This window comes from Streptomyces sp. OR43 (genome assembly GCF_008042275.1).
GTDB lineage: Bacteria > Actinomycetota > Actinomycetes > Streptomycetales > Streptomycetaceae > Streptomyces.
Genome location: NZ_RDBK01000139.1, coordinates 1 through 25,696, shown reverse-complemented (window position 1 = coordinate 25,696; position 25,696 = coordinate 1). Strand labels below are relative to the sequence as shown.

The window sequence follows — 25,696 nt, the reverse complement described above, 5'->3', positions numbered from 1 at the left end:
GAGCCGGTCGACGCGCCGGAGCCCGGTGTAGGCCGGCAGTTCGGGTGCGACGACGCCCTGGTCGACCTCGGGCAGCGTGTCGGGGTCGACGTCGAGCAGTTGATGACCGTGCACACCGAGGCGGACGTGGAACGGCTCCGCGCACAACTCGTCGCCGAGGTCTGGAAGTCCGCCGACGGCCGGCTGCCCGACACGCTGCCCGAGGTCGACCAGGGCGTCGTCGCACCCGAACTGCCGGCCTACACCGGGCTCCGGCGCGTCGACCGGCTCACCGTCACCCTGCCGTACGACCTGAAGTCCGTCGTCTACCTGCTGCTGCCGCGCCGCCCCGCCGCCCACGGGCGCTTCGCCATCTACCACAACGGACACGGCGAGACACCCGAGACCATGCAGCGCACCGCACAAGCCCTGGTGGACGCCGGATACGGCGTACTGCTGTGTGCCATGCCGCTCTACCACTGGAACCCCAGGCAACTGCGCAGCCCCACGGACCCGGACACCTTTGTGACCCCGGAGAACCACAACGACTTCGGCACGTGGGAGACCGCGGAGTTCTCCACCCTCCGGTTCTTCCTGGAACCCCTCACGGTCGCCGTCAACCACGTCACCCGGACCTACCGGCCCCCCTCCCTCCAGATGATCGGCCTGTCCGGCGGCGGCTGGACCACCACGGTCTACCCGGCGCTCGACCCGCGCATCACCCGCAGCTACCCGACGGCCGGGTCGCTGCCGTTCTTCCTGCGCTCCGCACCGCCCAAGCCGAGCCCGACCACGGGCGACTGGGAGCAGCGGCTCGACCGGCACCCGGTCTTCTACGGGATCAGCGACTTCCCCGACATCTACGCGCTGGCGTCCGTCGGGCGGCACCGCCGGCAGACGCAGATCCTCAACCGGTTCGACGCCTGCTGCTTCAACGGCGTCGGCCACCGCAGCTACGAACCGGTGGTGCGGCAACGGATCGAGGTGATCGGCAACGGCCACTGGGAACTCCTGGAGGACGCCACACACGGCGAGCACGCCATCAGCCCGCACGCGCTCGACGTCATCCTCTGGGACCTCGACGTCAACTGCTCCGACGAGCCCTGAGCCGCGCCCGCCCCCCGGCGCACCGGAGCCGCACGCCCGGCGCGCCGGACCACCTTCCACTCACCGAGGAGAGCAACGTCATGACCCCACTGAACGGAACCGCCGCCACGGGCAAGGAGAAGGGCGAGGCGATGGCCCGCCGTGCCTTCGTGGTCGGAGCCGGTGCGCTCCTGGGCACCGCGGCGCTCCGAGTGCCGACGGCGCAGGCGTCGGAGAAGCTCGCGGCGGCGGCCGAGGCAGCAGGCGATGTGCTCGCCTTCCCCGGGGCCGAGGGGGGCGGCCGGTACGCCACCGGCGGCCGCGGCGGTTCGGTCTACGAGGTCACCACCCTCGCCGACTCCGGGCCCGGATCGCTGCGCGACGCCGTGTCCGGCAGTGACCGCACCGTCGTCTTCCGTGTATCCGGCAACATCGAGCTCAAAGGCGGACTCGACATCACCGGGTCCAATCTCACCATCGCGGGCCAGACGGCCCCTGGCGACGGCATCTGCGTGGTCGGCAACGAGACCAAGGCCGGAGGGGTCGAGAACGTCATCATCCGGCACCTGCGCTTCCGCGGAACGGACATGCTCGGCACCGCGATCGACACCTTCGGGATGGAGGGCTGCCGCAACGTCATGATCGACCACTGCTCCTTCAGCTGGGCGGTGGACGAGTGCTGCTCCGTCTACGGCAACGAGAACCTCACACTCCAGTGGTGCATCATCGCGGAGGGGCTGTCGGTCTCCGTCCATCCGAAGGGCCGGCACGGCTACGGCGGACTGTGGGGCGGCGACAACGTCACCTACCACCACAACCTGCTGATCCATCAGGGTGGCCGCAACCCGCGCTTCAGCTTCGTCGAGGACGTCCCCCTGCGCACCGACCACCGCAACAACGTCATCTACAACCACGGCTACACCTCCTGCTACGGCGGCGAGTGGGCCGACGGGGTCAACATCGTCGGCAACTACTACAAGCCGGGCCCGAACACCCTGGCCGAGATCGCGCCGGTCATCGTCTCGCCCGACCGCGGCGGAAGCTGGCACGTAGAAGGCAATGTCGTGGAGGGGCAGGCGGAGGTCACCGGCGACAACGGCCGGGGCGTCAAGTTCCCGCTCGGCGGCGTCACGTTGCGCGAGGAGCCGTTCGAGGTCCTGGACCCGATCCCGTCGCAGACCGCCAAAGAGGCCTACAAGGCGGTGCTCGACGGCGTCGGCGCTCTGCTGCCGCGCCGCGACGCGACCGACGCCCGTCTCGTCGCCGACGTGCGCAACGGGACCGGCCGCATGATCAATTCGCAGAAGGAGGTCGGCGGCGTTCCCCCGCTCGCCTCCGCCGCGGCGCCGAAGGACTCCGACAAGGACGGCATCCCCGACGCCTGGGAGAAGCAGCACGGCCTGAAGGGCAACGACGCCACCGACGGCAGGGCCATCGACCCGGCCACCGGCTACAGCAACCTGGAGCTGTACCTGAACTCCCTCACCCGTACCGGGGCAGCCAACCCGGTGGTGAGACTGACCGCCCCGGGGATCGACGCGGTGCACACCTCGGACACCGGGGCCCACGACATCACCTTCTGCGCGGAGGCGGAGGCCCAGGACGGCGCGACCATCGCCTCCGTGGTCTTCTTCGCCGATGACAAGCAGGTCGGCGAGGTGACCTCGGCCCCCTTCGAGGCAGTATGGAAGAACGCCCCCGAGGGCACCCACCACCTCACCGCGCGTGCCACCGACTCCACCGGCACGTCCACCACCTCCAGCATGGTTCCCGTCCACGTCGTCCGGGTCGGCCCGCTCGGGAACTGGACGGCCGTCGACATCGGCCAGGTGCCCATCCAGGGCGGATCGGCCCTGGCCGGCGGTTCGTTCACGCTGCGCGGCTCGGGCAAGCTCCGCGGCCGTTCGGACTCCTGTCACTTCGTGTACCAGGAGGTCGATGCCCCCGGTGACGAGGTGGTGGAGCTGATCGCCCGCCTCGACTCCGTCAGCGACGTCTACCAGGAGGTGCTCGGCGGCATCATGATCCGGGAGAACCTCACGCCGGATTCGCCGTTCAACCTCATCGGTGTCCACCTCGGCGACGGCGGCCACAAGGGCGTTGTCAAGCGCATCCATTCCCACGGCACCGAGATGAGCGTCGGTACCTGGCCCTACGAGGAGGACGAGGTGCTCGACGCGAAGCCGTACTGGCTGCGCATCACCCTGCGCGGCGACGAGTTCACCTCCGAGATCTCGCCCGACTCGCTCCAGTGGACCCGCATCGGCTACGAACGTATCCCCATGGGCGACAAGGTCCATGTGGGCATGTTCGTGGACGGCAACAAGGAGGCCAACGGTGTCGCCCACTACACGACCGCCAAGTTCAGCCAGGTGAAGATAAACCACTGACCGCACACCCGGCTCCCGGGCCGCGGAGGTGCGTCCGAACGTCTGTGAAGACACCTGGTATGCCGCAGGTGGACCACTGCTGATGGAACATCACGTGCACGGACTATTGCCTTTGTCGAAAGGGTTGACGACCGATGTCACACTCAAGAGACTCGTGGCATTCCACCGACATACCGCGAGGAATCGATGCCGACATCTGAGCTCCACGGGATCATCGTGCCCACCGTTCTGCCCATGGACGAGAAGGGGTGCCTCGCGCGGAAGTCACTGGAACGCCACCTGACCGGACTGATCGAGGCCGGGATCCATGGACTGTGGATCAACGGAACCACGGGCGAGTTCCACGCTCTGGACCACGACGAGCGGGCGCTCGCCGTGGCCGTCGCCGCCGAGGTGGCGGGCGGCCGGGTTCCGGTCATCGCCCATGTGGGCGACGCGGCCACCGCGGTGACGGTACGCCACGCACGCGCCGCCATGGCCGCCGGAGCCGACGAGATCGCCGTCATCGCCCCGTACTTCGCCGGCTACGGCAAGGCGGAGCTCCGCGACCACTACCGCGCCGTCGCCGAGGCCGTGGGCATCCCCGTCCTCGCTTACCACATGCCCCAGCTCACCCCGTCCGCCCTGACGGTCGACTGCGTCGTCGAACTCACCCGCGAGGGCGTGCTCTGCGGCATCAAGGACAGCGCGGGCGACATGAGCTGGCTGCGGCAGCTGCTGCGCCGCAGCGCACGGCAGGGGGTGGAGGTGCGCTGCTTCGCCGGCGGGAGCAGCCTGACCGACGTCTCGCTGTACGCGGGGGCGGCGGGCGCCACCACCTCGCTCGCCAACGTCACCCCCCGTCTCCTGGTCGACCTCTACGAGTCCGCCCGTGCCGGGGACTGGCAACACGCCAGGAGCCTCCAGGAACAGCTGGAGGACCTGCTCGATCTGATGCGCGAGGCCCGCCGCGAACCGACGCTCGCCGCACTCGTCGCAACCTTCAAGTTCGTCCTGGCGGCCCTCGGGCGCATCGACGAAGCCCACGCCGCCGAGCCGCTGGCGCGCCTGGACGACGAGGAGCGGGGCCGACTGGCCGCGACCGTCGTCCCCAAGGTCCGCGAGCTGGAAGAGGCGGCACGTACACGCAAAGGAGCGTGGACCTGATGACTGACCGCAAGCCATCCCCCGACCGGCGCGGCATCCTCGACCGGCGTTCGCTCCTGCGGGCGGGCGGCGGCCTGTTGGCGGCCGCCTCGCTGTCCGGTTGCGGGTTCTTCGACACCGGGCCCCAGGGCGCGGGAGCGGCGACCGGCGCCAAGGGCAAGGAAGCGCCCGCGCTGAAGAAGCTCGCGGACGCGGGGAAACTGCCCAAGGTGGCCGACCGGCTTCCGGCCGCCCCGCTGAAGGTGACCCCGCTGGAGAAGTCCGGCGCCTACGGCGGCACCTGGCACTCGGCCATGATCACGCAGGAAGACGTGATGTGGCTGCACTACAGCATGGGTTACGAGCCGCTCGTCGCCTGGGGCCCCACCTGGCAGGGCATGACGAAGACGGAACTCCTGCCGAACGTCTGCGAGAAGTACGAGGTCAAGCAGGGCGGCGCGGAGTTCGTCTTCACCTTGCGCAAGGGCCTGAAGTGGTCCGACGGCCGGCCGGTGACCACGGACGACTTCGCCTTTGCCTTCAACGACTACAACGTCGATCCGGACCTCCACCCGGACGGTGTCTACGACCTGTGGATGTCGAAGTCAGGGAAGAACGCGACGTTCCAGGTGGTCGACGACCGCACCGTCCGCTACGTGTACGAGGAGCCCAAGCCCGGCTTCCTGGAGGAGATGGCAGGCACCTCCGGCATCGTCATGCTGCTTCCGGCCCACTACATCAAGCAGTTCCACCCCAAGCACGGCAAGACCGCCGAAGCGCTCGCGAAGAAGGCGGGCCTGAGCTGGACCGACTACCTGCCGCTGCGCGCCGACTGCTGGGTCAACCCTCAACTGCCCTCCCTCAACGCCTGGGTGTCCAAGAACGTGGTGGGAAAGGGCAGCAGCCTGGTCGCCGAGCGCAACCCGTACTACTGGAAGGTCGACCCGAACGGAAGCCAGCTTCCGTACATCGACAAGGTCGTCGTGGAGAACATCCAGGATGTCGAGGTCGAGGTGCTCAAGGTCACCAACGGCGACCTCGACATGCAGCTCACCCACTTCGGGACGATCCGCAACAAGCCAGTGATCTCCCGTAACCGGAAGAAGGGCGGCTACCGCCTGATCGAGGTGAAGTCGGCCCTCGCCAACACGATGATCATCGGGTTCAACCAGACCCACTCCGACCCCGAAAAGCGCAAGCTCTTCGCCAACAAGGACTTCCGGATCGGCCTGTCGTACGCCATCGACCGGAAGAAGATCATCGACACCATATACGGCGGCCAGGGCATCCCCTGGCAGTGCGGACCCGCGGAGGGCGACGAGCTCTACAACGAGCAACTCGGCAGCCAGTTCACCGAGTACAGCGTCGACCGTGCCGCCGAGTACCTCGACAGGGCCGGTTTCACCCGCCGAAACGGCGACGGCATCCGCCTCACGAGGGACGGCGACACGGTCGCCTTCACCGTGCTGGTCGTCTCCGACCAGCCGGACCAGGTGGACGCCTGCGACTTGATCCGCGGCGACTGGGCGAAGGTCGGTGTCAAGGCCAACATCCAGCGGCTCGCCGAGACCCTGTACTGGGAGCGCGTCGAGGCCGGCGAATCCGAGGCCGCGACCTGGCAGGGAGGCTCGTTCGACCTCCGCACCGGCGCCGGCGGCAACCACTACTATCTGCCGACCAACCCCCGCGGCTCCTCCCGCTTCGGCGGCAAGTGGGCCGAGTGGTACACCAGCGAGGGCAAGTCGGGCGAGGAGCCGCCGGCCCGCGTACGCGAGCAGCTCGAACTCAACGACGAACTGCGGGGCACTTTCGACGCCGACAAGGCGCTGGGCCTGGCCAGGAAGGTCCTGGCGATCACCCAGGAGGAGTTCTACTACATCGGGATCTCCACGCCGCCGTCGGAGTACGGCATCGTCCGCGACAACATGTTCAACGTGCCCGAGCAGTTCAGCGCGGCGGTGGCGCACCAGGCCCCCGGGCCGAGCAATCCCGCCACCTACTTCTTCTCCGGCAAGGCCTGACCCGGACGGGGGACACCCATGCTCTCGTTCCTCTCCCGCCGTGTCATGTGGATGGTCGTCACCCTGTGGGCGGTCTCCCTGGCCTCGTTCTTCATCATCAGCCTGCCGCCCGGTGACTACGTCTCGACTCTCCAGGCCGAGGCGGAGAGCCGCGGTGAGATGATGAGCGATTCGCAGCTGTCCGCCCTGCGCTCCCGCTACGGCCTGGACCAGTCCTTTCTCGCCCAGTACTGGAAGTGGATCTCCAACATCGTCTTCCACGGGGACTTCGGGCAGGCGTTCGCGTGGAACAGCCGCCCGGTCTCCGACCTCATCTGGGACCGCGTCGGACTCTCCTTCTTCCTCTCCGTCTCCACCCTGCTGTTCGTCTGGGCCATCGCCTTCCCGATCGGGATATTCTCCGCGGTGCGCCAGTACTCGGCCGGCGACTACCTGGCCACCTTCTTCGGCTTCTTCGGCATGGCCGTGCCGGAGTTCCTGCTCGCCCTCGTCTTCATGTGGGCCGGCATGCGGTTCTTCGGTACCAGCCCCGGCGGCCTGTTCTCCCCCGAGTACCAGGACGCCGCCTGGAACCTCGGCAAGGTGCTCGACATGGGCGCCCACCTGTGGCTCCCCATCGTCATCATCGGGCTGTCCGGTACCGCCGGCCTGATCCGCATCACGCGCGCCAACCTCCTGGACGAGCTGTACAAACCGTACGTCGTCGCGGCGCGCGCCCGCGGGATGCCCGAATGGAAGCTGCTGCTCAAGTATCCGGTCCGGATGTCCATGAGCCCGTTCTTCTCCACCGTCGGATGGCTGCTGCCGGGCCTCATCAGCGGCGAGACCATCATCTCCATCGTCATGAGCCTGCCCACCACCGGACCGCTCCTGCTGAGCGGGGTGGAGAACCAGGACATGTACCTCGTGGGCAGCTTCGTCCTGATCCTGTCCACCCTCACCGTCATCGGGACTCTGATCAGCGACCTCGCCCTCGCCTGGTGGGATCCCAGAATCCGGCACCGCTACGAGGGAGGGTGAGCCGCCGTGCTGACCAGGAACCACAAGCCGGCCGCACCGGCGGCTGAGGCGGACCCGGAGGTCGAATGTGCCGCCGCGGCCGCCAGGAGTTCCCCCTGGCGGCTGGTGTGGCGCAAGTTCCGCAAGCACAAGCTGGCCGTGGCGGGCGCAGTGGTCGTGCTCCTCGCCTACATCGTCGTCGTCTTCGCCGAGTTCCTCGCGCCCACCTCGACCAGCACCAGTGACTCCACCCTCACCTACGCCCCGCCCCAGATGGTCAAGGTCGACCTGAGCTGGTCCGACGGCCTGCAGATGTACGTCAACGGTTACCGCACCGAGCGRGACCCCGAGACCTTCGAGCAGATCCACACCCTCGACCCCGAACTGCGCGTCCCCTTGAGGTTCCTCCCGCGCGGCGACTCCTACGAGATGTGGGGGATCATCCCCTGGGACCGCCATCTCTTCGGCGCGGCCCATGCCAAGGACAAGGTCTTCCTGCTCGGCAGCGACCGGCAGGGGCGTGATCTGCTGTCCCTGATCATCCAGGGCTCGCGGGTCTCGCTCTCCATCGGCCTCATCGGGGTCGCGGTGAGCTTCCTGCTCGGCCTGCTGTTCGGCGGGGTCTCCGGCTACTACGGCGGCGCCCCCGACACGCTCATCCAACGCGTCATCGAGTTCCTGATGGCGATCCCCACCCTGCCCCTGTGGCTCTCCCTCTCCGCGGCCGTGCCGGCCGACTGGGGGCCCATGATGCGGTACTTCGCCATCACCACCATCCTTTCCGTCCTCGGCTGGACCGGACTCGCCCGCGTCGTGCGAGGACGGTTCCTCTCGCTGCGCGAGGAGGACTTCGTGACGGCTGCGCGGCTGGACGGCTGCGGCCGCATCCGGATCATCTTCCGGCACATGGTCCCGTCGATGTCCAGCCATGTCATCGCCTCGCTCACCATGGCCGTCCCGGCGATGATCCTCGGCGAGACCGCCATGAGCTTCCTCGGTCTGGGTCTCCAGTCGCCCGCCGTGAGCTGGGGCGTCCTGCTCCAGGAGGCCCAGAACGTGCGGACGCTGGAGACGGCGCCGTGGCTGCTGATACCCGGCGTCGCGGTCTTCGTGACCGTGCTCGCCATGAACTTCGTCGGTGACGGGCTGCGGGACTCCGCTGACCCGTACAAACAGTAAGGGGGTTGCGATGCCGACGACAGAGGCGTCGCGGGAGCGTCAGCAGACGCCACCGCGGCAGAACATTCTCGAGATCGAGGATCTGCACACGCGGTTCGAACTCGATGACGGCGTCGTGCAGGCCGTCTGCGGCGTCGACCTCGCCATAGCCCGGGGCGAAGTCCTCGCCGTGGTGGGGGAGTCGGGCTGTGGCAAGAGCGTCATGGCGCGCTCCGTGCTGCGTCTCGTGGACCGGCCCGGCAGGATCACCGGCGGACGGATCCGGGTGCGCACCGACGACGGCGCGGCCGACATGGTGAGCGCCGCCCCCGAGACCGTCCGCGAGGTGCGGGGCAAGCGGGTCGCCATGGTCTTCCAGGAGCCGATGTCCTCGATGAGTCCCATGCACACGATCGGCAACCAGATCGGCGAGGCGATCCGGCTCCACGAGCGTGTCACCAAGTCCGAGGCCCGTGCCCGCGCCCTCGAACTCCTCGGCCGCGTAGGCATCCCCGCACCCGAACGGCGCGTCGACGAGTACCCGTTCCAGATGAGCGGGGGCATGCTGCAGCGCGTCATGATCGCCATGGCGCTCTCCTGCGGTCCGCAACTGCTCATAGCCGACGAGCCGACGACCGCGCTCGACGTCACCACCCAGGCCCAGATCCTCGACCTGCTGCGCGGCCTCCAGGAGGAGACCGCGATGGCGGTCATGCTGATCACCCACGACCTTGGGGTCGCCGCCCAGATGGCCGACCGCGTCGCCGTGATGTATCTGGGCACCGTCGTCGAGGAGGGGCGCGTCGAGGACGTGTTCCGGGCGCCGCGCCATCCGTACACCAGAGCGTTGCTGCGCTCGGTGCCCAAGCTCGGGTCCGGATCGCGTGAACGGCTCCGGCCGGTCCGGGGCATGGTGCCCCATTCCTACCGGCGGCCGTCCGGATGCCCCTTCCACCCGCGCTGCGACGAGTTCATGGCCGGCCGTTGCGACGTGACGGTCCCGGAGCCGCTGCGGGACCAGGGCCGTCCGGGCGCGGTGAGCTGCCTGCTGTACGAGGAGCACACGGAGCACGAGGAGCACGAGGAGACCACCCCATGACAGCACCGCCCTCCGAAGTCACCGCCATGGCCACGGCCACCGGAACCGCCCCGTTGCTGCGGACGCACGGCCTCACCAAACACTTCCCCATCCGGCGAGGACTGCTGGGCCGCGCCGTCGGCCGGGTACGCGCGGTCGACGGCGTGGACCTGACCGTTCCGGCAGGGCGCACCGTAGCCCTGGTGGGAGAGTCGGGCTGCGGCAAGAGCACCCTGGGCCGCTGTCTGATGCGGGTCTTCGAGCCCACGTCGGGCGAGATCTCCTACCGTCGTACCGACGGCACGGTGATCGACCTGGCCAAGCTCGACGAACGTGCCCTCAAGCCGTACCGCAGCGAGATCCGGCTGGTCTTCCAGGACCCGTTCGCCTCACTCAACCCCCGCATGACGCTGCTCCAGATCATCGGCGAACCGCTGCGCGTCAACCTCGGTCTCGGCGCTGCCGAGACCGAGGAACGGGTTGCTGAGCTCCTGCGCCGCGTCGGGCTGCGCCCCGAGTACCTACGGCGGTACCCCAACGCCTTCAGCGGCGGCCAGCGCCAGCGTGTCGGCATCGCCCGTGCCCTCGCGCTCGCCCCGCGCATGGTCGTGGCGGACGAGGCTGTCAGCGCGCTCGACGTGTCGGTGCGGGCGCAGATCCTCAACCTGCTGAAGGACCTCCAGGACGAGTCCGACCTGACGTACCTGTTCATCTCCCACGACCTGGGGGTCGTGGAGTACATGGCCGACGAGATCGCGGTGATGTACGTGGGCAAGGTCGTGGAGACGGGGGCGACCGACGAGCTGTACGGGCAGCCGCTGCACCCCTATACCGAGGCCCTGCTGTCCGCGGTGCCCGAACCCGACCCGGGAGCGCGCCGCCGGGAGCGCGTGGTGCTGCGCGGTGAGGTGGCCGACGCCTCGAACGTGCCGCGGGGCTGTCCGTTCCACCCGCGCTGCTTCTACGCGCGCGACCGCTGCCGCACGGAGGTGCCGGCGCTGCGGGAGATCGCACCCGGCAGGACGTCCGCCTGCCACTTCGCCGGAGAGCTGGAACTGAAGGGATGCCGAACATGACGGAAACGGAACAGGGGAGGGGGCCGGCGCACGACCCGAGATTCGATGGTGTGCTGCGGCCCCGGCCGGGTGATCCCGGTGTGCGGGAGGCGCTGCTGCCGGCCCCGCATCCGGGCGACAGTCACTCCGCGAGCCTCCTCGAACTCGACGACGGCGATGTGCTGTGCGCCTGGTTCAACGGCCCCGACGAGGGGGACCGCGACACCAATGTGGTGCTGTCCCGGCTGCCGCTCGGCGGCGACCGCTGGACCGGTGCCATGGCCATGTCCGCCGACCCGGACCGCTCCGAGCAGAACCCGGTGCTCGACCAGCGGCCGGACGGCACCGTGTGGCTGTTCCACCCGTCCAACGAGCCGCACGACCAGAAGACCGCGCACCTGGTCGCCCGCACCTCGCACGACGGCGGCCGGACCTGGGGCCCCGCGCACGTCGCCCATGAGGGACCGGGCGTCTTCGTCCGCAACCCGCCGCTCGACCCCGGTGACGGAAGCCTGCTGCTGCCCGCCTACCGCTGCCGCGCCGAGGGGGAGCACAGCACCGTCCTGATCAGCGAGGACGAGGGCGCCTCCTGGAAGGAGCACGACGTCGAGGGGAGCGACCACCTGGTCCAGATGAGCGTCGTCCGGCGCGTCGACGGTTCGCTGCTCGGCCTGCTGCGCAGCCGCGCCGCCGACCGAATCCACGCCACCGTGTCCACTGACTCCGGACGCAGCTGGAGCAGGGCGGTACCGACAGAGCTGCCCAACAACAACTCCGGCGTCCAGGTCACGCGACTGGACAGTGGTGCCCTGGCGCTGGTCTACAACCACGCGAGCCTGGAACGCGGCGAGTTCCGCTGGGTCGGCGAGGGCCAGGGACGCCGCCGGAAGGCACTGCGCACCCCGCTCACGGTGGCCCTCTCCGACGACGACGGCCGCACCTGGCCGGTACGCCGCGACCTCCAGTGCGCCGACGACGAGTACTGGGAGGCCGGCGAATTCGGCTACTCCTACCCCTGCGTCATGCAGAGCCGCCGCGACGGCCTGCTGCACATCGCCTACTCCTACCTCCGCAGGACGATCAAGCACGTCACCGTCTCCGAGGACTGGGTCAGGGAAGGACGCTCATGACCACCGCCACCACGGTGGAGCGCTGGGGCACCTTCGAGCTGACGCTCGGTGGCCCGGCCGACGGGAACCCCTACTGCGACGTCGAGTTCGGCGCAGAGTTCCGCCACGGCCACCGGGTGGTGCCCGTCGACGGCTTCTACGACGGGGACGGCGTCTACCGCGTCCGGTTCATGCCGGACCGGGAGGGCGCCTGGACGTACACCACGTGCTCCCGCGTCCCGGCCCTCGACGGCACCGCGGGCGGCTTCACGTGCACTCCGGCCGGCCCGGGCAACCACGGCCCGGTCCGGGTCGCGGGCCCGAGGACCTTCCGGTACGCCGACGGCACCCGGTACCTGCCGTTCGGCACCACCTGCTACCACTGGACCCACGACGAGGACCTCAAGGCGGAGGAGGAGACGCTGCGCACCCTCGCCGCGTCCCCCTTCAACAAGGTCCGCATGTGCCTGCTGCCGACGCTCGACATGGCACCGCCCCGGCTGGTATTCCCCGGCCTCGGCCCTGGCCGGCCCCGGCCCGGCGAGCTGGACAGATCCCGCTTCGACCCGGCGTTCTTCGCCCACTTCGAAGCACGGGTGCGCGACCTGCTGGAGCTGGGCGTCGAGGCCGACGTCATCATCCTGCACCCGTACGACAAGGGGCACTGGGGTGTGGACGACATGAGCCCCGAGGAGGACCGGTTCCTCGTCCGGTACGTCGTCGCCCGCCTCGCCGCCTACCGCAACGTCTGGTGGTCGGTCGCCAACGAGTACGACTTCAACAAGGCCAAGACCGTCGGGGACTGGACCCGCATCGGCCAGTACGTCCAGCGCCGCGACCCGTACCAGCATCTGCGGTCCATCCACAACGGCACCCGGATGTATGAGTACGAGCGGATCTACGACTTCCGCCACCCCTGGACCACTCACCAGTCCATCCAGCACTGGGACGCGCGGATGGCCCCCGAGTGGCTGGACCGGGTGCCGAAGCCGGTGGTGATCGACGAGATCGGCTACGAGGGGGTGCTCGGCCGCCGCTGGGGCAACCTCTCGGGCCGGGTGCTGCTGCGCCAGTTCTGGCACGGCATGGCCGCGGGCGCGTATGTCGGACACGGCGAGTGCTTTCCCGAGCAGGATCCGGACGACTGGGCCTGGATCTCCCGAGGTGGCCGGCTGCACGGCGAGATCCCGGCACGCATCGCGTTCCAGCGCCGGCTGTGGGAGGAATCGCCCGATGCGCGGTTCCAGTACTTCGGCGACCGGCTGCACCGCCATTACGACGTGGAACTGCCCGACGACGGTGTCCCCCGGGTCCTCGACCTGGTCGACACCTGGAACATGACGGTGAGTCCGCTGCCCGGCGGGCCGCACCGCGGCACGGTCCGCGTTCCGACGGACCACCGGCCGGACCTGGCCCTGCGTATCCGGAAGGTGACATGACAACGCACTCTGCGCCTCCGCGCACGGACCACGGGCCCGTGCGCGTACACGGAACCCGCTTCCGGCACGAGGACGGCACCCCCTTCCATCCGTTCGCCACCAGCGTTCCGCAGGCCGACGAGAACACCCTGAGGGCCCTGAAGGACGCCCCGTTCACCAAGGTGAGGCTGCTCGATCACACCCTTCCGCTGGACGTCCTCGATCACCAGGTCGCGGCGCTCGGCGCACTCGGCCTGCAGGCGGAGGTGATGCTGGACGGCCGGGACATCCCCCGGACCGTCGCCCGGCTGGCGGGGCGGCCCAACGTCTGGTGGTGCGCGCCCCCCGTCCACGAGGCGCAGACCGATGTGCAGGAGCACGACCACGGACACCACCCGCTCACCGTGCACGGCCCGCCCTGGACCGACTTCGGCGCCCCGTGGATCACGCACGCCTCGGTCGCACACCCGCAGACGCGGGCAGTGTCGGGCCTGGTGCGGGATCTCAGCAAGCCGGTCCTCGTCGACGACTGCGGTGCCGAGGGCGACGACCCGGGGGATCCGGAGCGTGCCCTGACCGGAACGGAGCTGCTCTGCCGCCTCTGGGAGGCGGTGTGCCGTGGCGGCTACGGGGGGCACGCCGAGGCGTGGGGCGAGGATGCCTGGAGCGACGGCGGCGGCAGGCTGACGGGCACCGCCGTTGAGCGCATCGCCTTCCTCAAGGATGTGCTCAGCGCGGCCCCGGCCGGCCTCGGCCACACTCCCGAGACGTACGACGCCTCGACTTTGGAGGTGCCCGGCGAGTACGTCCTGCAGTACCTCGGACCGCACCGCTACCCCCGGCGTTCCTTCGCGCTGCCCGGCGGCACCTGGAGCGTGGAGGTCCTGGACACCTGGAACATGTCCGTTCGGGCGCTCGACGACGCCGGCGAAGACCGGGTGACGGTCGAACTGCCCGCGGAGCCGTACCTCGCGATACGGCTCCGCAGGCGGTGACTCACCAGTCGAAGCCTGCCGCCACCTGGGACTTGATGTAGGCGGGGATGTCGGTCTTCTCGGTGATCTCCAGCGCCGAGGAGACCTTCAGCCCGTCCCGCAGGACGTGCTGCCGGAACACCATGTACAGCGGCAGGTCCCAGAACTCCGTGTTCTCGTAGTCCCGCACGACGGCGTTGTCACCCCAGAAGACCGCCGAGGTGTCGATCCTGTCCAGTTCGGGGATCGCGGTGCCGAAGGCGGCCTCGGCGGCACCCGAGCGCAACGCGGGCTTCAGCGCGTGCCGGGACAGCTCGGTCTGACCCTCCTCGGACACCAGCCACTTGAGGACCTGGAGGGCCTGGGCCTTCTTGGAGGACTGCGGCGGCAGGAACGCGGCTATGGTGTTGGGCTGGTAGACGGCGTTGTCGCCGCTGCCGAGGACCGGCACGGACGTGATGCCCAGGTCGATTTTTTTGGCCAGCTCGCCCCACTCGTCCGCGTCGTCCTCCTCCAGGTACAGCGAGCTTCCCGCATACGCGGGAAGCTTGCGGAGGTTGTCCACCGCCATCGCCACGCTGCCGGTGGTCAGGTAGTCGTCCACCGTCGTGAAGATGTTGTGCGGGTGGAGCAGAAAGCGCTCCAGGTTGCTGCCGAGCCGCTGCCAGCCCTCCGAGGTGATGTTCACCTTCACGTCCTCGGGTGCGGGAGTGCCGCCCTGCCCGGGCACGAACGGATACAGACCGAGCTGGTTGAACTCCAGGTACATGTCCGGATGCTGGAGGTATCCCTTGTACGCGACCAGGTCCTGCTCGAAGGTCAGCTTCTTGGCGAGGCGGAAGGCCTCGTCGTAGGTGACGCCGTTGGCCGGGGTCCTCAGACCCTTCTTGTCGAAGACCTTCTTGTTGTGGAACATGATGTATTCGTCCAGGAACACCGGAACCGCGTACAACCCGCCGTCCGAGCGGGCCTTGATCTGGGCGACGGCGCCCGGGTTGAGGGAGCCGATGTCGATGCCGGTGGCCCGCAGGTCGTCGGTGAGGTCGCGGGCCCAGCCACGTGGTTCCAGATCACGGTCGATGCGCCGGCGTGGGTCCTCCAGGATGATGTCGGGAACGACGCCCGCCTTGTCCAGGTCCTCGTACCGGACCGGCTGGTCCCAGGCCACGGCCTTGATCTTGAGGCCGGGGAAGGCCGCGCGCATCGCGTCGCCCACGACCGTGTCGAAGAAGCCGGGGTACTCGAACGGCTTGTAGTTGGCCATGAAGACGAACAGCTCGTCGTCGCAGACTTCGAACGGCGCGTCGTACTTGTTCGGGACGGCGGTGCAGGAGGCGCCGGACGCGGAGGTGGTGACCCGCCCGGTGACGGGGCGGGCCTGGGCCGGAGTGGATGCGCCGATGCCGACTCCGGTGAGCGTCGCGGCGCCGACCGCCGCGGCGGCTCCGCCGACGAACTTCCGGCGGCTAGGCGGCTGCGGTTCACTCTGCTGCGGGTGCGGGGTCATACGTGTGCCTCTCCTTCTAGGGGAATCGCCGACGGTCAGACCATGGGACCAGTGGGGAACGCCACTGGTATGCCAGGCGAATGCCACAATGGTTCACCTGACACTTCGAACGGTCAACAGTGCCTACAGAAAAGGGAGTTGTGAATGTTGAGGATCAGCAGTGGAGTCAGATACGTCGAGTTCGCCGAAGGTGACGGACGGAGCCCGTCGCGACTGGTGCTCGGCCACGACGACGAGGGGGAGCCGGCCCGGCTCGCGGTCCCGCTCAATGACCTCCTCATCCTTTCCGTCGGCCGCCCCTGGGCCCCCACCAGGCCCGGCATCGGAGCCTGTGAGGCCCGGTCGGTCGGGGACCGGCTGGAGATCCATTGCACCCTTGCGGACCCGTCCGAGCTGGAGGTCCGGCTCTCCCTGGTCTTCGAGGGCGGCCTGCTGCACCTCCGCACCACCTGGCGCTGGAACGGCGGCACTCCATGCTGGGACGTCGTCCTGGGCATCGCCCTGCCGCTGCCCGCCCGGCGGCCGGAAGCGGTCACGCTGCCCCTGGTCCTCTACCGGGGCAACCCCTCGGCCGACCCCGGCCGCGTCGTCCCGCGCCTGACGGCGGACACCGGCGGACTCGTCGTCGAGGACCACCGGCTGCCCGTCCCCTGCGCACACGCCGAGTGGGGGGATGGTGACGAGGAGCGGTATGCCACCTTGTTCGCGGCCCGCCCGGGACCGGGCTCTCTCGGTGCGATCCACCGGCCCTGGGGGGTCACCCTGCTGGGCGTGAGCGGCGCCCTGCTCCTCAACGGCGAGCCCGACGTCGCCTACGTCCACAAGGCCCGCACCGCCCCGTGCGCGGCGGGCTACCGCGACCTGGCCCCGGGCGAGGAGCATCACGCCCACCACGCTCTGGACTGGGGCCGCACCAGCCGGCCGGGACACGGCTTCCGCACCTTCGTCCACCGCGGTCTGGCCCTGTACCGTCCGCGCGGCGCGAACCCGCTCTCACGGGACGCACTGGTCCGCCTCAAGACCGAGGCCCTCGACCGACGCTGGTACGACGACGGCGAGGCCGCCGGCTACCTCAAGTTCACCGGCCCAGGCCACCGGGCCGGGTTCATGTACGGATGGACGGGCCAGAGCCTCCGGCTCGCCTGGTGCGACGCCCGCCTGGGCATCGAGAACGACGAACCCCGGCGCGTCGAACGCTGCCGCAAGGCCGTGGAGTTCCATCTAGCCGGCAGCGCAGTCCCCGGCACGCCCGGACTCCGCCTCAGCTTCTACGCCACCCGGGAGCGCCTCTGGGCCGGGTTCGACGGGGAGGAGGGCCCGTACGTCTCGGCCCGGGCCTTCGGTGACAACCTCTGCGATCTCGCCGACATCGTACGGCTGTTCCGCCGGCACAGCCTCGACGTCCCCGACGCGTGGGTGCGCACGCTCACCGCGGGCGTCGCGGCGGCCTGCGGTGACGGGCCGCCGCCCTTCGGCTGGCTCACCGACGGCACGCCTCTGACCTCCTTCGCCGGAACGGCCGGGCTGCCCTGTGTCCTCGCGATGCTAAAGACGTACCGCGTCACCGGCGAGCCGCACCTGCTCSGGGWCGCCGRGGCGCTCGTGGAGGAGTACCACCGGCGCTTCGCCGACGACTACACCACCCCCTTCGCCCGCGCCACGCTCGACGCCGCCTGCGAGGACAAGGAAGGCGGCATGGCCTACTTCCTGTGCGCCTACGAGCTGCTGCGGCTCACCGGCGAACAGCGGTGGGCCGACCGCGCCCAGGAGGCCGCCGACTGGCTCCTCACTTGGGTCTACCAGTGGGACACGCCCTTCGGACACGGCTTCTCCACCACCGGCTGGCCCGGTGTCAGCGTCCAGAACCACCACATCGACGTGTTCTTCCCGGCGTACGAACTCGCCCGGCTGGGCGACCTCGTGGACCGGCCGGTCTACCGCGAGCTCGGCGAGCTCATCCTGAACGCCCTGGGCCAGGGCGTCTGCACCCGGCCGGGGGAGTGGGGCTTCGACGACCCGGGGGAGCAGGCAGAGGGCTTCTTCCCCACCAACTGGCAGGACCGCGGAAGCAGCAACACCTGGAACCCCTCCTGGGTGACGGCCCAGGTGTTGTCCCAGGTGCTGCGCATGCGGTCCTGCCGGTCCCCTCAGCCGGCACCGCCGGGTGCGGGCTCGGGCCGGTGGATGCCCCGGGGACGGTAGCCGAGCGCCTCGGCGACCCCGAGCAGGTCGGCGAGCAGCCAGGTCACCGCGAGCCACATCTCGGTGCCCTGCAGTCCGGGGAGGCGGTCCTTGCGCTCCCCGGACTCCAGCGCGAAGGAGAACCCGGCGCCGTCCTGCCACCTGGTCAGCACCCGCTCCAACTGCCCCCGCGCCCAGTCCCGGCCCTCACCGGCCCGGTGCCCGGTGCGCCGGGCACAGAGCCACAGCGGATGGGCCACGTCCAGGACGTCGCACGCCGTGCCCCGGTCCGGACCGAACCACGCCGGATCGAGGCTGTGCGCCAGCACCGTGTCCACCACCCGCTCCGGATACGGAACCGGCAGCCCGAACTGCGCGAATGACCCGCGCGAGACCCGGTAGAAGCCGTTGACCGGCTGACGCCAGCCCTCCCTGGCATCCGGCTCGCCCCACAGGCCGTGCCGTGGGTCGGCCCGCGACAGCAGCCAGCCGAACAGCGCCTCGGCCTGCGGCGATGCGCCGGGGGAGGCGTCCAGGGAGGCGAAGTGCAGCGCCGTCCCCACCCCGTCCACCCAGTTCCCGCTGCGCCACGCCTCGGTCCGCCACGGCAGCGCGTCCAGCCGCTCCACCAGCCGCTCGGCCGGCAGTCCGGTGACGGCCCGCACCGGGTGCGCGAAGCGTGAGCCGAGCAGGCCGAGCGCGTAGCCGACACAGAGGATGTGGTACATCGCCGCGTGGTCGTCCAGCGACGGGGCGGGACCACCGATCTCCGGCACCAGCCCCGTCACCGGGTCCTGGAGCGCCCGCAACCGCTCCACCAGCGCGTCACGGTCCTCACCGGGCGGCGGGCCGCCCAGCAGCAGGTCCGCGATCTCCACGGCGTCGCAGCCGGCGCGTACCGTGGGCGCGGCCCCCGGCCGGTCGGCCGGCACACCCTCCGTACGGCAGCGGTCCAGCACCCCGGCCGCCTGCTCCCGGGCCCGCCGCGCGAACGCCTCGAGCCGTCCGTCGAGACCGTCAGCCGGCGGCCGGGCGGAGGAAGGGCCAGGGCCCGGCGCGGTGTCCCGCCGGTCCCGCAACCGTCGTGCGGGGCTGCCCGCCGCCACGGACCAGGCCGGCAGGTCCTTGGTGACCACCGCCCCCGCCCCGACGACGCAGTGGTCGCCGATGGTCACCCCGTCCACGACCACCACGTGGGAACCGATCCACACGTCGTCGCCCAGGACGATCCCCTTCGAGGTCAGGGGCTGCTTGTGGACCGGTGCGCCCGGGGCGAAGCCGTGGTTGAACCCCAGCAGCGAGGTGTGCGCCCCCACTCGCACCCCGTCTCCCATCAGCACCTTTCCGCGGGCCGTGGAGAACGGGTTGAGCGTGCAGTTGCGGCCCATCGACACCTCGTCGGTGACGATCGCGTGCGCGCCGACGTACGACCGGTCGCCCATCCGCAGGGAGTCGGTGTGTACCCCCGCCCACGGAGAAACGAACACCCGGTCGCCGAACTCGGCCGTACCACCGTCCGCGCGCAGCCGCTCAGCGAGCGCCTCCTGGTGGGCGAGCTGCGCGGCACGCTCCTCGTCGTCGCTCCTGCTCCAGAACTCCCAGGGACAGTGATCGAACCGTCCGGGACGTGCCTCATCCTCCGCCATGGCCACCGGTCACCTTCTCCCTCGCGTAGCCGGACACGTGCGTGACGATGTCCTCCTCCGCCAGTTCCCCGAAGCTCACGTCCTCCAGGAGCAGTTCCCGGATCGGCGCGTGGGCGTATCCCCGGGCGAGCACACCCCGCCGGGCCCGGCCGACCGTCGCCCGGCTGACGCTGACGTTCTCCACCCGGGGCGGGTAGGCACCCGTGTCGCCCTCGCCCCGGTCGAAGTCGCAGGTGATGAACTCCTTGGTCAGGTGGGTGACCGTCAGATCCGTGAGGTGGACGTTCTCCGCGAAGCCGCCGCGTACCGAGTTGGTCTTGATGTACAGGCCGAAGTAGAGGCCCGGGCCGCCGATGCGGCAACGCCGCACGTACACGTTGCGGATGCCTCCGGTCATGTCGCTGCCCAGCGTGATCGCTCCGTAGCGGTGACGCAGCACGCAGTCCTCGATCACGATGTTCTCGCTCGGCGTGGCGACCCGGCGGCCGTCGGCCTCGCGCCCCGACTTGATGGCGATGCAGTCGTCGCCGGCCGTGATGTCGCAGCGCCGGATCACCACGTCCCGGCAGGACTCGGGGTCGATGCCGTCGTTGTTGGGGCCGATGCTGTCGATCACCACATCCTGGACGGTGACGTTGGTGCACAGCACCGGGTGGATCTCCCACATGGGTGAGCGGATCATCGTCACCCCCTCGATCAGCACGCCGTGACACCGCCGGAACTCGATGAAGTCGGGGCGGAAGTGCCGTCCGTCGGCGTACACGCGCTGTTCGACCGGGTCGTTGTTCTCGGCCTGCGCCCACAGCCCGGGCCAGTCCTGCTCCTGGTGCGGCATGCCCGGCCGCCAGCCGAACTCCTCCTGCCCGGCCCAGGGCCACCAGTGCTCCTCGTCGGCCTGGCCGTCCAGCACACCGGAGCCGGTGACCGCGATGTCCCGTTCGTCATGGGCATGGATGAACGGCGCGTAGCCGTAGCACTCGACGCCCTGGAACCGGGTGAGCACGGGCGGAAGGTACCGGGCCGGTTCCTGGACGAAGCGCAGCGTGGCACCCTCTTCCAGGTGCAGCTCCACCTGGCTGCGCAGCCGCACCGGGCCCGTGAGGAAGACTCCGGGCGGGACGGTGACCCGGCCGCCGCCCGCCGAGTGGCAGGCGGTGACGGCGTGCCTGATCGCGAGCGTGCAGTCGGTCCGCCCGTCACCGGCGGCGCCGTACGCGGTCACCGGGAAGTCGCGGCCCGGGAACCGGGGCGGTACCACCCGGGCCACCACCGCGTCCGCCTCGGCCCACGGGTCCGCGACCGGGGAATCTGCCGGAGTTCTCATCTGCGGGCCGGTCAAGGCGACGCCTCCTGGCCGTTGATGGTGACGTCGCGCAGCACCAGGCCCTCGATGTTGCGCTGCTCGTTCGGACCGGTCATGCCGTTGAAGGCGCAGTCGCTCAGCAGTACGTCGTGGATCGGGTTGGCGTCGTTCCCGATGAAGGTCCAGGCGCGCGGTCCCGCGGTGGTGGTGACCCGGTGGATCTCGATCCGCCGCACGTCCGGGTAGAAACCGCCGGACTCCACTCGTTCGTAGTCCAGCGCGATCTCCACAACCGCGTCCCCGACCTCGCCGACGGTGATGTCGTGGCACAGCACGTCGCGCAGGTAACCGCCGCGCAGGGGGTTCGACTTGAGGCGGATCGCCCGGTCCAGGCGGGGGCTGTCCATCACGCAGTGCCGGGCCACGATGTCGGAGATGCCGCCGGAGTTCTCGCTGCCCAGGGTGACGCCGCCGTGTCCGTCGCGCATCTCGCAGCGCTCGACCAGGGCGTGCTCCATCGGCACGCCCACCCGCCGGCCGTCGGCGTTCTTGCCGGCCTTGAAGGCGATGCAGTCGTCACCGGTGTCGAAGAGGCAGTCCTGGATGAGGACGTACGAGCACGACTCGGGGTCCACCCCGTCGTTGTTCGGGCCGACCGGGCTGTCCACGGTGACACCGCGCACGGTGACGTTGGTGGACAGCACCGGGTGGATGTTCCACATCGGCGAGTTGCTCACCGTGACGCCCTCGACGAGCACGTCCTGGCAGCGGTAGAACTGGATCATGTTGGGCCGCAGGAAGTGCCCCGCGCCGAACACGCGTTCCGGCACGGGTGTGCCCGCGTCTCCCATCGCCAGCAACTGCTTGATGTCCGGGTTCTGCGGTGAAGGGCCACCGTCCACGCCCTTCGTCCAGTCCCACCAGTGCGTCCAGTCGGCCTGCCCGTCGAGGGTGCCCCGCCCGGTGACCGCCACCGTGCGGCACTCGAAGGCGTACACCAGCGGCGAGTAGTTGAAGCACTCGACGCCCTCGTACCGGGTGTAGACGGCCGGGAGATACGCCTCCGGCTCCTGCCGGAACCGCAGGGTGGCCCCCTCCTCCACGTGGAGGTCGATCCGGTCCCGGAGGTGGATCGCCCCCGTCAGCCATTCGCCGGGCGGCACCACGACGTGCCCGCCGCCCGCTCGCGCACATGTCTCGATGGCGTCCCGGACGGCGTCCGTGCAGTCGTGCACGCCGTCCCCGACGGCCCCGTGGTCGGCGATCGACACCCGCCGCTCCGGGAAGCGCGGGTCGTGGATCCTGGCGAGAATGCGGGCGGCCCGGCGCTGCGCCCCGGGCACCGTGGACCCTTCCGCGTGCGCGTCGGATGCGGGGCCGGCCGCTATCCCGGCGGCGGCGAGACCCGCCGCGGTGAGGAAGGTCCTGCGGTCGGGGGTGTTCACCAGGACCACTCCTGCGCGGGAACGTGCAGCGGGTGCTCGCGCAGGGGGGCCTGCGGCGAGGGGGTGCGGTTGGGATACATGGGTCGGGTGATTCCTTCCGGGTCGATGCCGATGACGTCGTCGCCGCGCCAGCGCGTGCGGTAGACACGTCCGGCGGCGGTCTCGTCGGTGATGTTCTCGGGCAGGGGAAAGGTGACGGTGACACGCTCGCCCGCGCGGGGCTCGCGCACCGAGAGCGATCCGTCACAGGCCCACAGGCCGGGCTCGTGCCCGTGCCGGGTGCGCTCGCTCCCGCCGGGGGCGGTGCGGACCACCCGCACCTGCGCGTAGCCCGCCCAGGCGGGGATGCGCAGCCGCAGTTCGCGGCAGTCCTCGCGGACGTCGAGGTCCACCCTCCCGGTGTGCGGGAGGTGGCTGAGGACGTGGACGAACCGGCTGCCGCGGTTGAGCAGCAGGTTGACGCGGACCAGCCGCTCGTCGCCGGTGACGGCGAGGGACCAGCCGGTGAACAGGCCGCGGACACCGGATCCGACGCAGCAGGCCTGTACGTCCGCGGTGTGGCCCCGGCCGAGGACGCTGTCGCTGACATAGTCGTTGGGCGCGCCGTACCCGGCGAACGCGCCGCGCAGCCGCTCACCGACCCGGTGGTGGGTGACCCACCCGGGCTCGTCCAGCGTGCGGTCGGGGGCCGAGCGGACCCAGGAGACGTCCAGGAGCTGAGCGGAGGTCAGATGGCCCCGCAGGAAACGCTCCAGTACGCCCCAGTAGCGGTGGTGGCCCGCGCCGGCCAGGGTGCCCGCGATGGCGATCAGGTCCACCAGGGAGCAGGTCTCGTGCTCGTAGCGCTGGCCGGCCAGGTCGCCCGGTGTCCACCCGAAGGCGGTGCACCGGCCGAGCGCCCAGTCGAAGGAGCGGCGCACGAACTCGGTCAGGGCGTGGTCGCCCGAGTCCACCGCGTACCGCGCCAGGCCGTCCAGGGTGCCGAGCCGGGTGTGGAAGTGCCCACTGCGGTAGGCGAGCGCCGGGTTGAACGAGCCGTCCGGAAGGAACACCCCGCTGTGCTCGGTGATCAGCCGGGCGAACCACCCGCACAGTTCCCACGCCTGCTCGTTTCCGGTCAGCCGGTGCCAGCGCAGCAGCGGCATGATGAGCCGCCCGCAGAACGACGCCGGATCCGGGGCCAGACGGAGTTGTACCGCGTTGGCGGAAGGCCAGCCGTGGTCGGCGTACTCGGACGCCGGGTAGTACCAGACGTCGCGTTCCTTGACCGCGATCCGGTGCAGTGCCGCCACCAGCCGGTCGGCCGCGAACGCGGCCTCCTCGTCACCGCTCTCCTGGTACCAGGTGGTGAGCGCGAGCAGGGTGGCGCGCTGGTCGATCATGTTCGCGTTCGGCTCCCAGTGGCCGCGCGGATGCCTGCGCCGGCGGGTGAGCCCGTCGTCGCCGATCAGGGCGAGCAGGGTCTTCCTGTACACCGCCTCGACATCGCTCCATGACGAGACGCCGGTCATCTGCCGGGCGAGCACGCAGGCATCGGTGAGCCGGCCATGGCTGGAGCCGTAGTCCCAGTCGCCGTGCCGCAGCGCGGCCGGCTCGGCGGTCAGGTCCGCACCGAAGAAGGGGATGCCGCCGAGATCGGAATCGGCCAGCCCCACCACAGCGTTCATGGCCAGCTCGGCCCGTTCTTCCAGGAGCAGGGTTGCTGGTATGCCAGTCATCGTTTCCACGCCGTCTCTGAGTCCGGTGAATCAGTGGTGCGCGCGTCGGGAAAAGACGCTAAGCGCGGCAGTGAGGGGCGTCAAGAGCTTCGAAAGTGCTGTATATGAACGTGTGTTGGGGATGTAGAGGGTGTTGACGCCATCTTTCAGGGGTTCTACGGTTCCGGACGTTCGCCCCTCTCCGGGTGGCATGCCAGCCACCGGCGAGGCAGGGGTGAGGGAGTGGGCGGAGGGCTGATGCGCAGTGCCGTGCTGAAGCGGACCGGCGGGATCGAGATCGAGGAGTCCGGGGTTCCGCCGATCGGTGAGGAGGAGGCCCTGGTCGAGATGCGGGCGGTGGGCCTGTGCGGCAGCGACACCGCGGCCTTTCGCGGCTGTCATCCGTTCCGGGAGCCACCGGTGGTTCTGGGCCACGAAGGAGCGGGCCGGGTGGCTGAAGCCGCTGACGGCACGATCGCGCGGGGCACCAAGGTCGCCGTGCTGCCACTGGCGTTCTGCGGGCGGTGCGGACACTGCGAAAGAGGGCTGTCCCACCTGTGCGTCTACCGGCGGCTGCCCGGCGCGGGCCTCCCCGGGCTTCTGGCCCAGTACGTTGTGCTGCCGCTGCGCGCACTGGTGCCGCTGCCCGGTGCACTGTCGTACGCGCAGGGCGCGCTGATCGAGCCCGCCGCGGTGGCCTGGCACACCGTCGGGGTGGCGGGTGTGCGGTTCGGGACCCGCCTCGCGGTGCTGGGCGCGGGCACCATCGGCCATCTGACCGCGGCGGTCGCCCGGCTGCACGGCGCCGAGGACGTCCTCGTCACCGACGTGCGCCCCCGGGCACTCGGCCTGGCCGCCCGCGCCACCGGCTGCCGCACCCTGGACGCCCGCTACGGAGCGGTGGCGGGTGAAGGACGGGCCGGCGCCTTCGACGCCGTCGTCGTCGCCTCCGGGCACCAGGGCTGCGTGGACGAGGCGCTCGCCCTCTGCCGCCCGCGCGGCACCGTCGTCGTGCTGCCGATGTTCGGCGAGACGGTGCGCGCCGGGCTGAACCCCCTGGTGCTCAAGGAGATCCGGGTCAAGGGCTCCTCCCTGTACACCCCCGGCGACTTCCGCGCCGCGGCCGGTGCCGTGGCCCGGGGAGCGCTCGACGTACGCCCCCTGATCACGGCCGAACCGGCGCCGCTGGCCACGGCCCAAGACGCCTTCGAGGAGCTCGACCGGGGGAGCGACGTCATGAAAGTCCTGCTGGACCCGGCGCGCTGACCCCGAAGAGCCCGTACGGAAGAGAGGCAGGCATGACGGACGAACAGGTCGTCGCGGTCTACGACGTCGAAAGCTGGCTGCCGCCCCGGGCGGCAGCCGCGGTACTGGCGAACGAGCAGTCCACCGGCACCTTCGTACGCGTCCCGGGCGAGAGCGACGCACTGCGCACCCGGTTCGGGGCGACCGTCCTGGAGGTGACCGCCCTCCCCGACTCCGGGAACCCCCCGCTGCCCGGGGCGACCAGACCCCCGGACGCCGG

19 protein-coding genes are annotated in these 25,696 nt (G+C 70.2%); 14 read left to right on the top strand and 5 right to left on the bottom strand.

The genetic code is table 11. The annotated features are described in order from the left end of the window. The 11 genes from EAO72_RS42425 to EAO72_RS41685 all read left to right on the top strand — a co-directional run. Positions 1-1,086, top strand: a 1,086-nt coding sequence (locus EAO72_RS42425; RefSeq protein ID WP_187285463.1) for a hypothetical protein, incomplete at its 5' end; no start/stop codon positions are given. An 80-nt stretch (positions 1,087-1,166) separates the two neighbouring features. Next, positions 1,167-3,455 (top strand): Ig-like domain-containing protein, encoded by a 2,289-nt coding sequence (locus EAO72_RS41730; RefSeq protein ID WP_148022581.1) that lies wholly within the window; start codon positions 1,167-1,169, stop codon positions 3,453-3,455. 186 nt (positions 3,456-3,641) lie between these two features. Further along, positions 3,642-4,601, top strand: a complete 960-nt coding sequence (locus tag EAO72_RS41725) for a dihydrodipicolinate synthase family protein (RefSeq protein WP_148022580.1) — start codon at positions 3,642-3,644, stop codon at positions 4,599-4,601. After that, the gene (locus EAO72_RS41720; RefSeq protein ID WP_148022579.1) at positions 4,601-6,601 is read left to right on the top strand and encodes an ABC transporter substrate-binding protein; all 2,001 of its coding nucleotides are present in this window, start codon (positions 4,601-4,603) and stop codon (positions 6,599-6,601) included. Before EAO72_RS41725 ends, EAO72_RS41720 begins: the two co-directional genes overlap by 1 nt. An 18-nt stretch (positions 6,602-6,619) precedes the next feature. After that, a complete protein-coding gene (locus EAO72_RS41715; RefSeq protein ID WP_148022578.1) occupies positions 6,620-7,621 on the top strand; it encodes an ABC transporter permease in 1,002 nt (333 codons plus the stop codon). 6 nt (positions 7,622-7,627) lie between these two features. Continuing rightward, positions 7,628-8,779 carry an ABC transporter permease gene (locus tag EAO72_RS41710; protein ID WP_148022577.1) on the top strand — a complete coding sequence of 384 codons (1,152 nt, stop codon included), beginning with the start codon at positions 7,628-7,630 and terminating at the stop codon, positions 8,777-8,779. A gap of 10 nt (positions 8,780-8,789) precedes the next feature. Beyond that, complete coding sequence (locus EAO72_RS41705; RefSeq protein WP_148022576.1) at positions 8,790-9,857, top strand: ABC transporter ATP-binding protein; 1,068 nt, start codon at positions 8,790-8,792, stop codon at positions 9,855-9,857. Then, positions 9,854-10,912, top strand: a complete 1,059-nt coding sequence (locus EAO72_RS41700; protein ID WP_148022575.1) for an ABC transporter ATP-binding protein — start codon at positions 9,854-9,856, stop codon at positions 10,910-10,912. The genes EAO72_RS41705 and EAO72_RS41700 overlap by 4 nt, the downstream gene beginning before the upstream one ends. Further along, positions 10,909-12,021: a sialidase family protein gene (locus EAO72_RS41695; RefSeq protein WP_148022574.1), complete on the top strand. Its 1,113-nt coding sequence runs from the start codon at positions 10,909-10,911 to the stop codon at positions 12,019-12,021. The genes EAO72_RS41700 and EAO72_RS41695 overlap by 4 nt, the downstream gene beginning before the upstream one ends. Then, on the top strand, positions 12,018-13,439 hold the full coding sequence (locus EAO72_RS41690) for a DUF5060 domain-containing protein (RefSeq protein WP_148022573.1): 1,422 nt from the start codon (positions 12,018-12,020) through the stop codon (positions 13,437-13,439). Before EAO72_RS41695 ends, EAO72_RS41690 begins: the two co-directional genes overlap by 4 nt. A 38-nt stretch (positions 13,440-13,477) precedes the next feature. Continuing rightward, positions 13,478-14,413 (top strand): DUF5605 domain-containing protein, encoded by a 936-nt coding sequence (locus EAO72_RS41685; RefSeq protein ID WP_148022572.1) that lies wholly within the window; start codon positions 13,478-13,480, stop codon positions 14,411-14,413. Position 14,414: 1 nt separating this feature from the next. Here the strand turns inward: EAO72_RS41685 and EAO72_RS41680 are convergent, their stop codons facing one another. Beyond that, positions 14,415-15,899: an ABC transporter substrate-binding protein gene (locus EAO72_RS41680; protein ID WP_148022571.1), complete on the bottom strand. Its 1,485-nt coding sequence runs from the start codon at positions 15,897-15,899 to the stop codon at positions 14,415-14,417. A gap of 144 nt (positions 15,900-16,043) precedes the next feature. Here EAO72_RS41680 and EAO72_RS41675 point away from each other — a divergent pair, with 144 nt between their 5' ends. After that, positions 16,044-18,101, top strand: a complete 2,058-nt coding sequence (locus EAO72_RS41675) for a hypothetical protein (protein ID WP_148022570.1) — start codon at positions 16,044-16,046, stop codon at positions 18,099-18,101. Here EAO72_RS41675 and EAO72_RS41670 read toward each other — a convergent pair. From EAO72_RS41670 to EAO72_RS41655, 4 genes are read right to left on the bottom strand one after another with little or no spacing between them, the layout of a single operon-like run. Further along, complete coding sequence (locus tag EAO72_RS41670; RefSeq protein WP_148022569.1) at positions 18,047-19,726, bottom strand: DapH/DapD/GlmU-related protein; 1,680 nt, start codon at positions 19,724-19,726, stop codon at positions 18,047-18,049. The genes EAO72_RS41675 and EAO72_RS41670 overlap by 55 nt on opposite strands. After that, the gene (locus tag EAO72_RS41665) at positions 19,713-21,050 is read right to left on the bottom strand and encodes a glycoside hydrolase family 28 protein (RefSeq protein ID WP_148022568.1); all 1,338 of its coding nucleotides are present in this window, start codon (positions 21,048-21,050) and stop codon (positions 19,713-19,715) included. The genes EAO72_RS41670 and EAO72_RS41665 overlap by 14 nt, the downstream gene beginning before the upstream one ends. 11 nt (positions 21,051-21,061) lie before the next feature. Continuing rightward, complete coding sequence (locus EAO72_RS41660; RefSeq protein ID WP_222724180.1) at positions 21,062-22,474, bottom strand: glycoside hydrolase family 28 protein; 1,413 nt, start codon at positions 22,472-22,474, stop codon at positions 21,062-21,064. Next, complete coding sequence (locus tag EAO72_RS41655; protein ID WP_148022567.1) at positions 22,471-24,192, bottom strand: glycoside hydrolase family protein; 1,722 nt, start codon at positions 24,190-24,192, stop codon at positions 22,471-22,473. Before EAO72_RS41655 ends, EAO72_RS41660 begins: the two co-directional genes overlap by 4 nt. Positions 24,193-24,429: 237 nt before the next feature. On the opposite strand from EAO72_RS41655, the gene EAO72_RS41650 reads away from it, so the two are divergent. Next, positions 24,430-25,437 (top strand): zinc-dependent alcohol dehydrogenase, encoded by a 1,008-nt coding sequence (locus tag EAO72_RS41650; protein ID WP_148022566.1) that lies wholly within the window; start codon positions 24,430-24,432, stop codon positions 25,435-25,437. 32 nt (positions 25,438-25,469) lie between these two features. Next, positions 25,470-25,696 (top strand): hypothetical protein (locus EAO72_RS41645; RefSeq protein ID WP_222724179.1); only part of this gene is annotated, 227 nt, incomplete at its 3' end.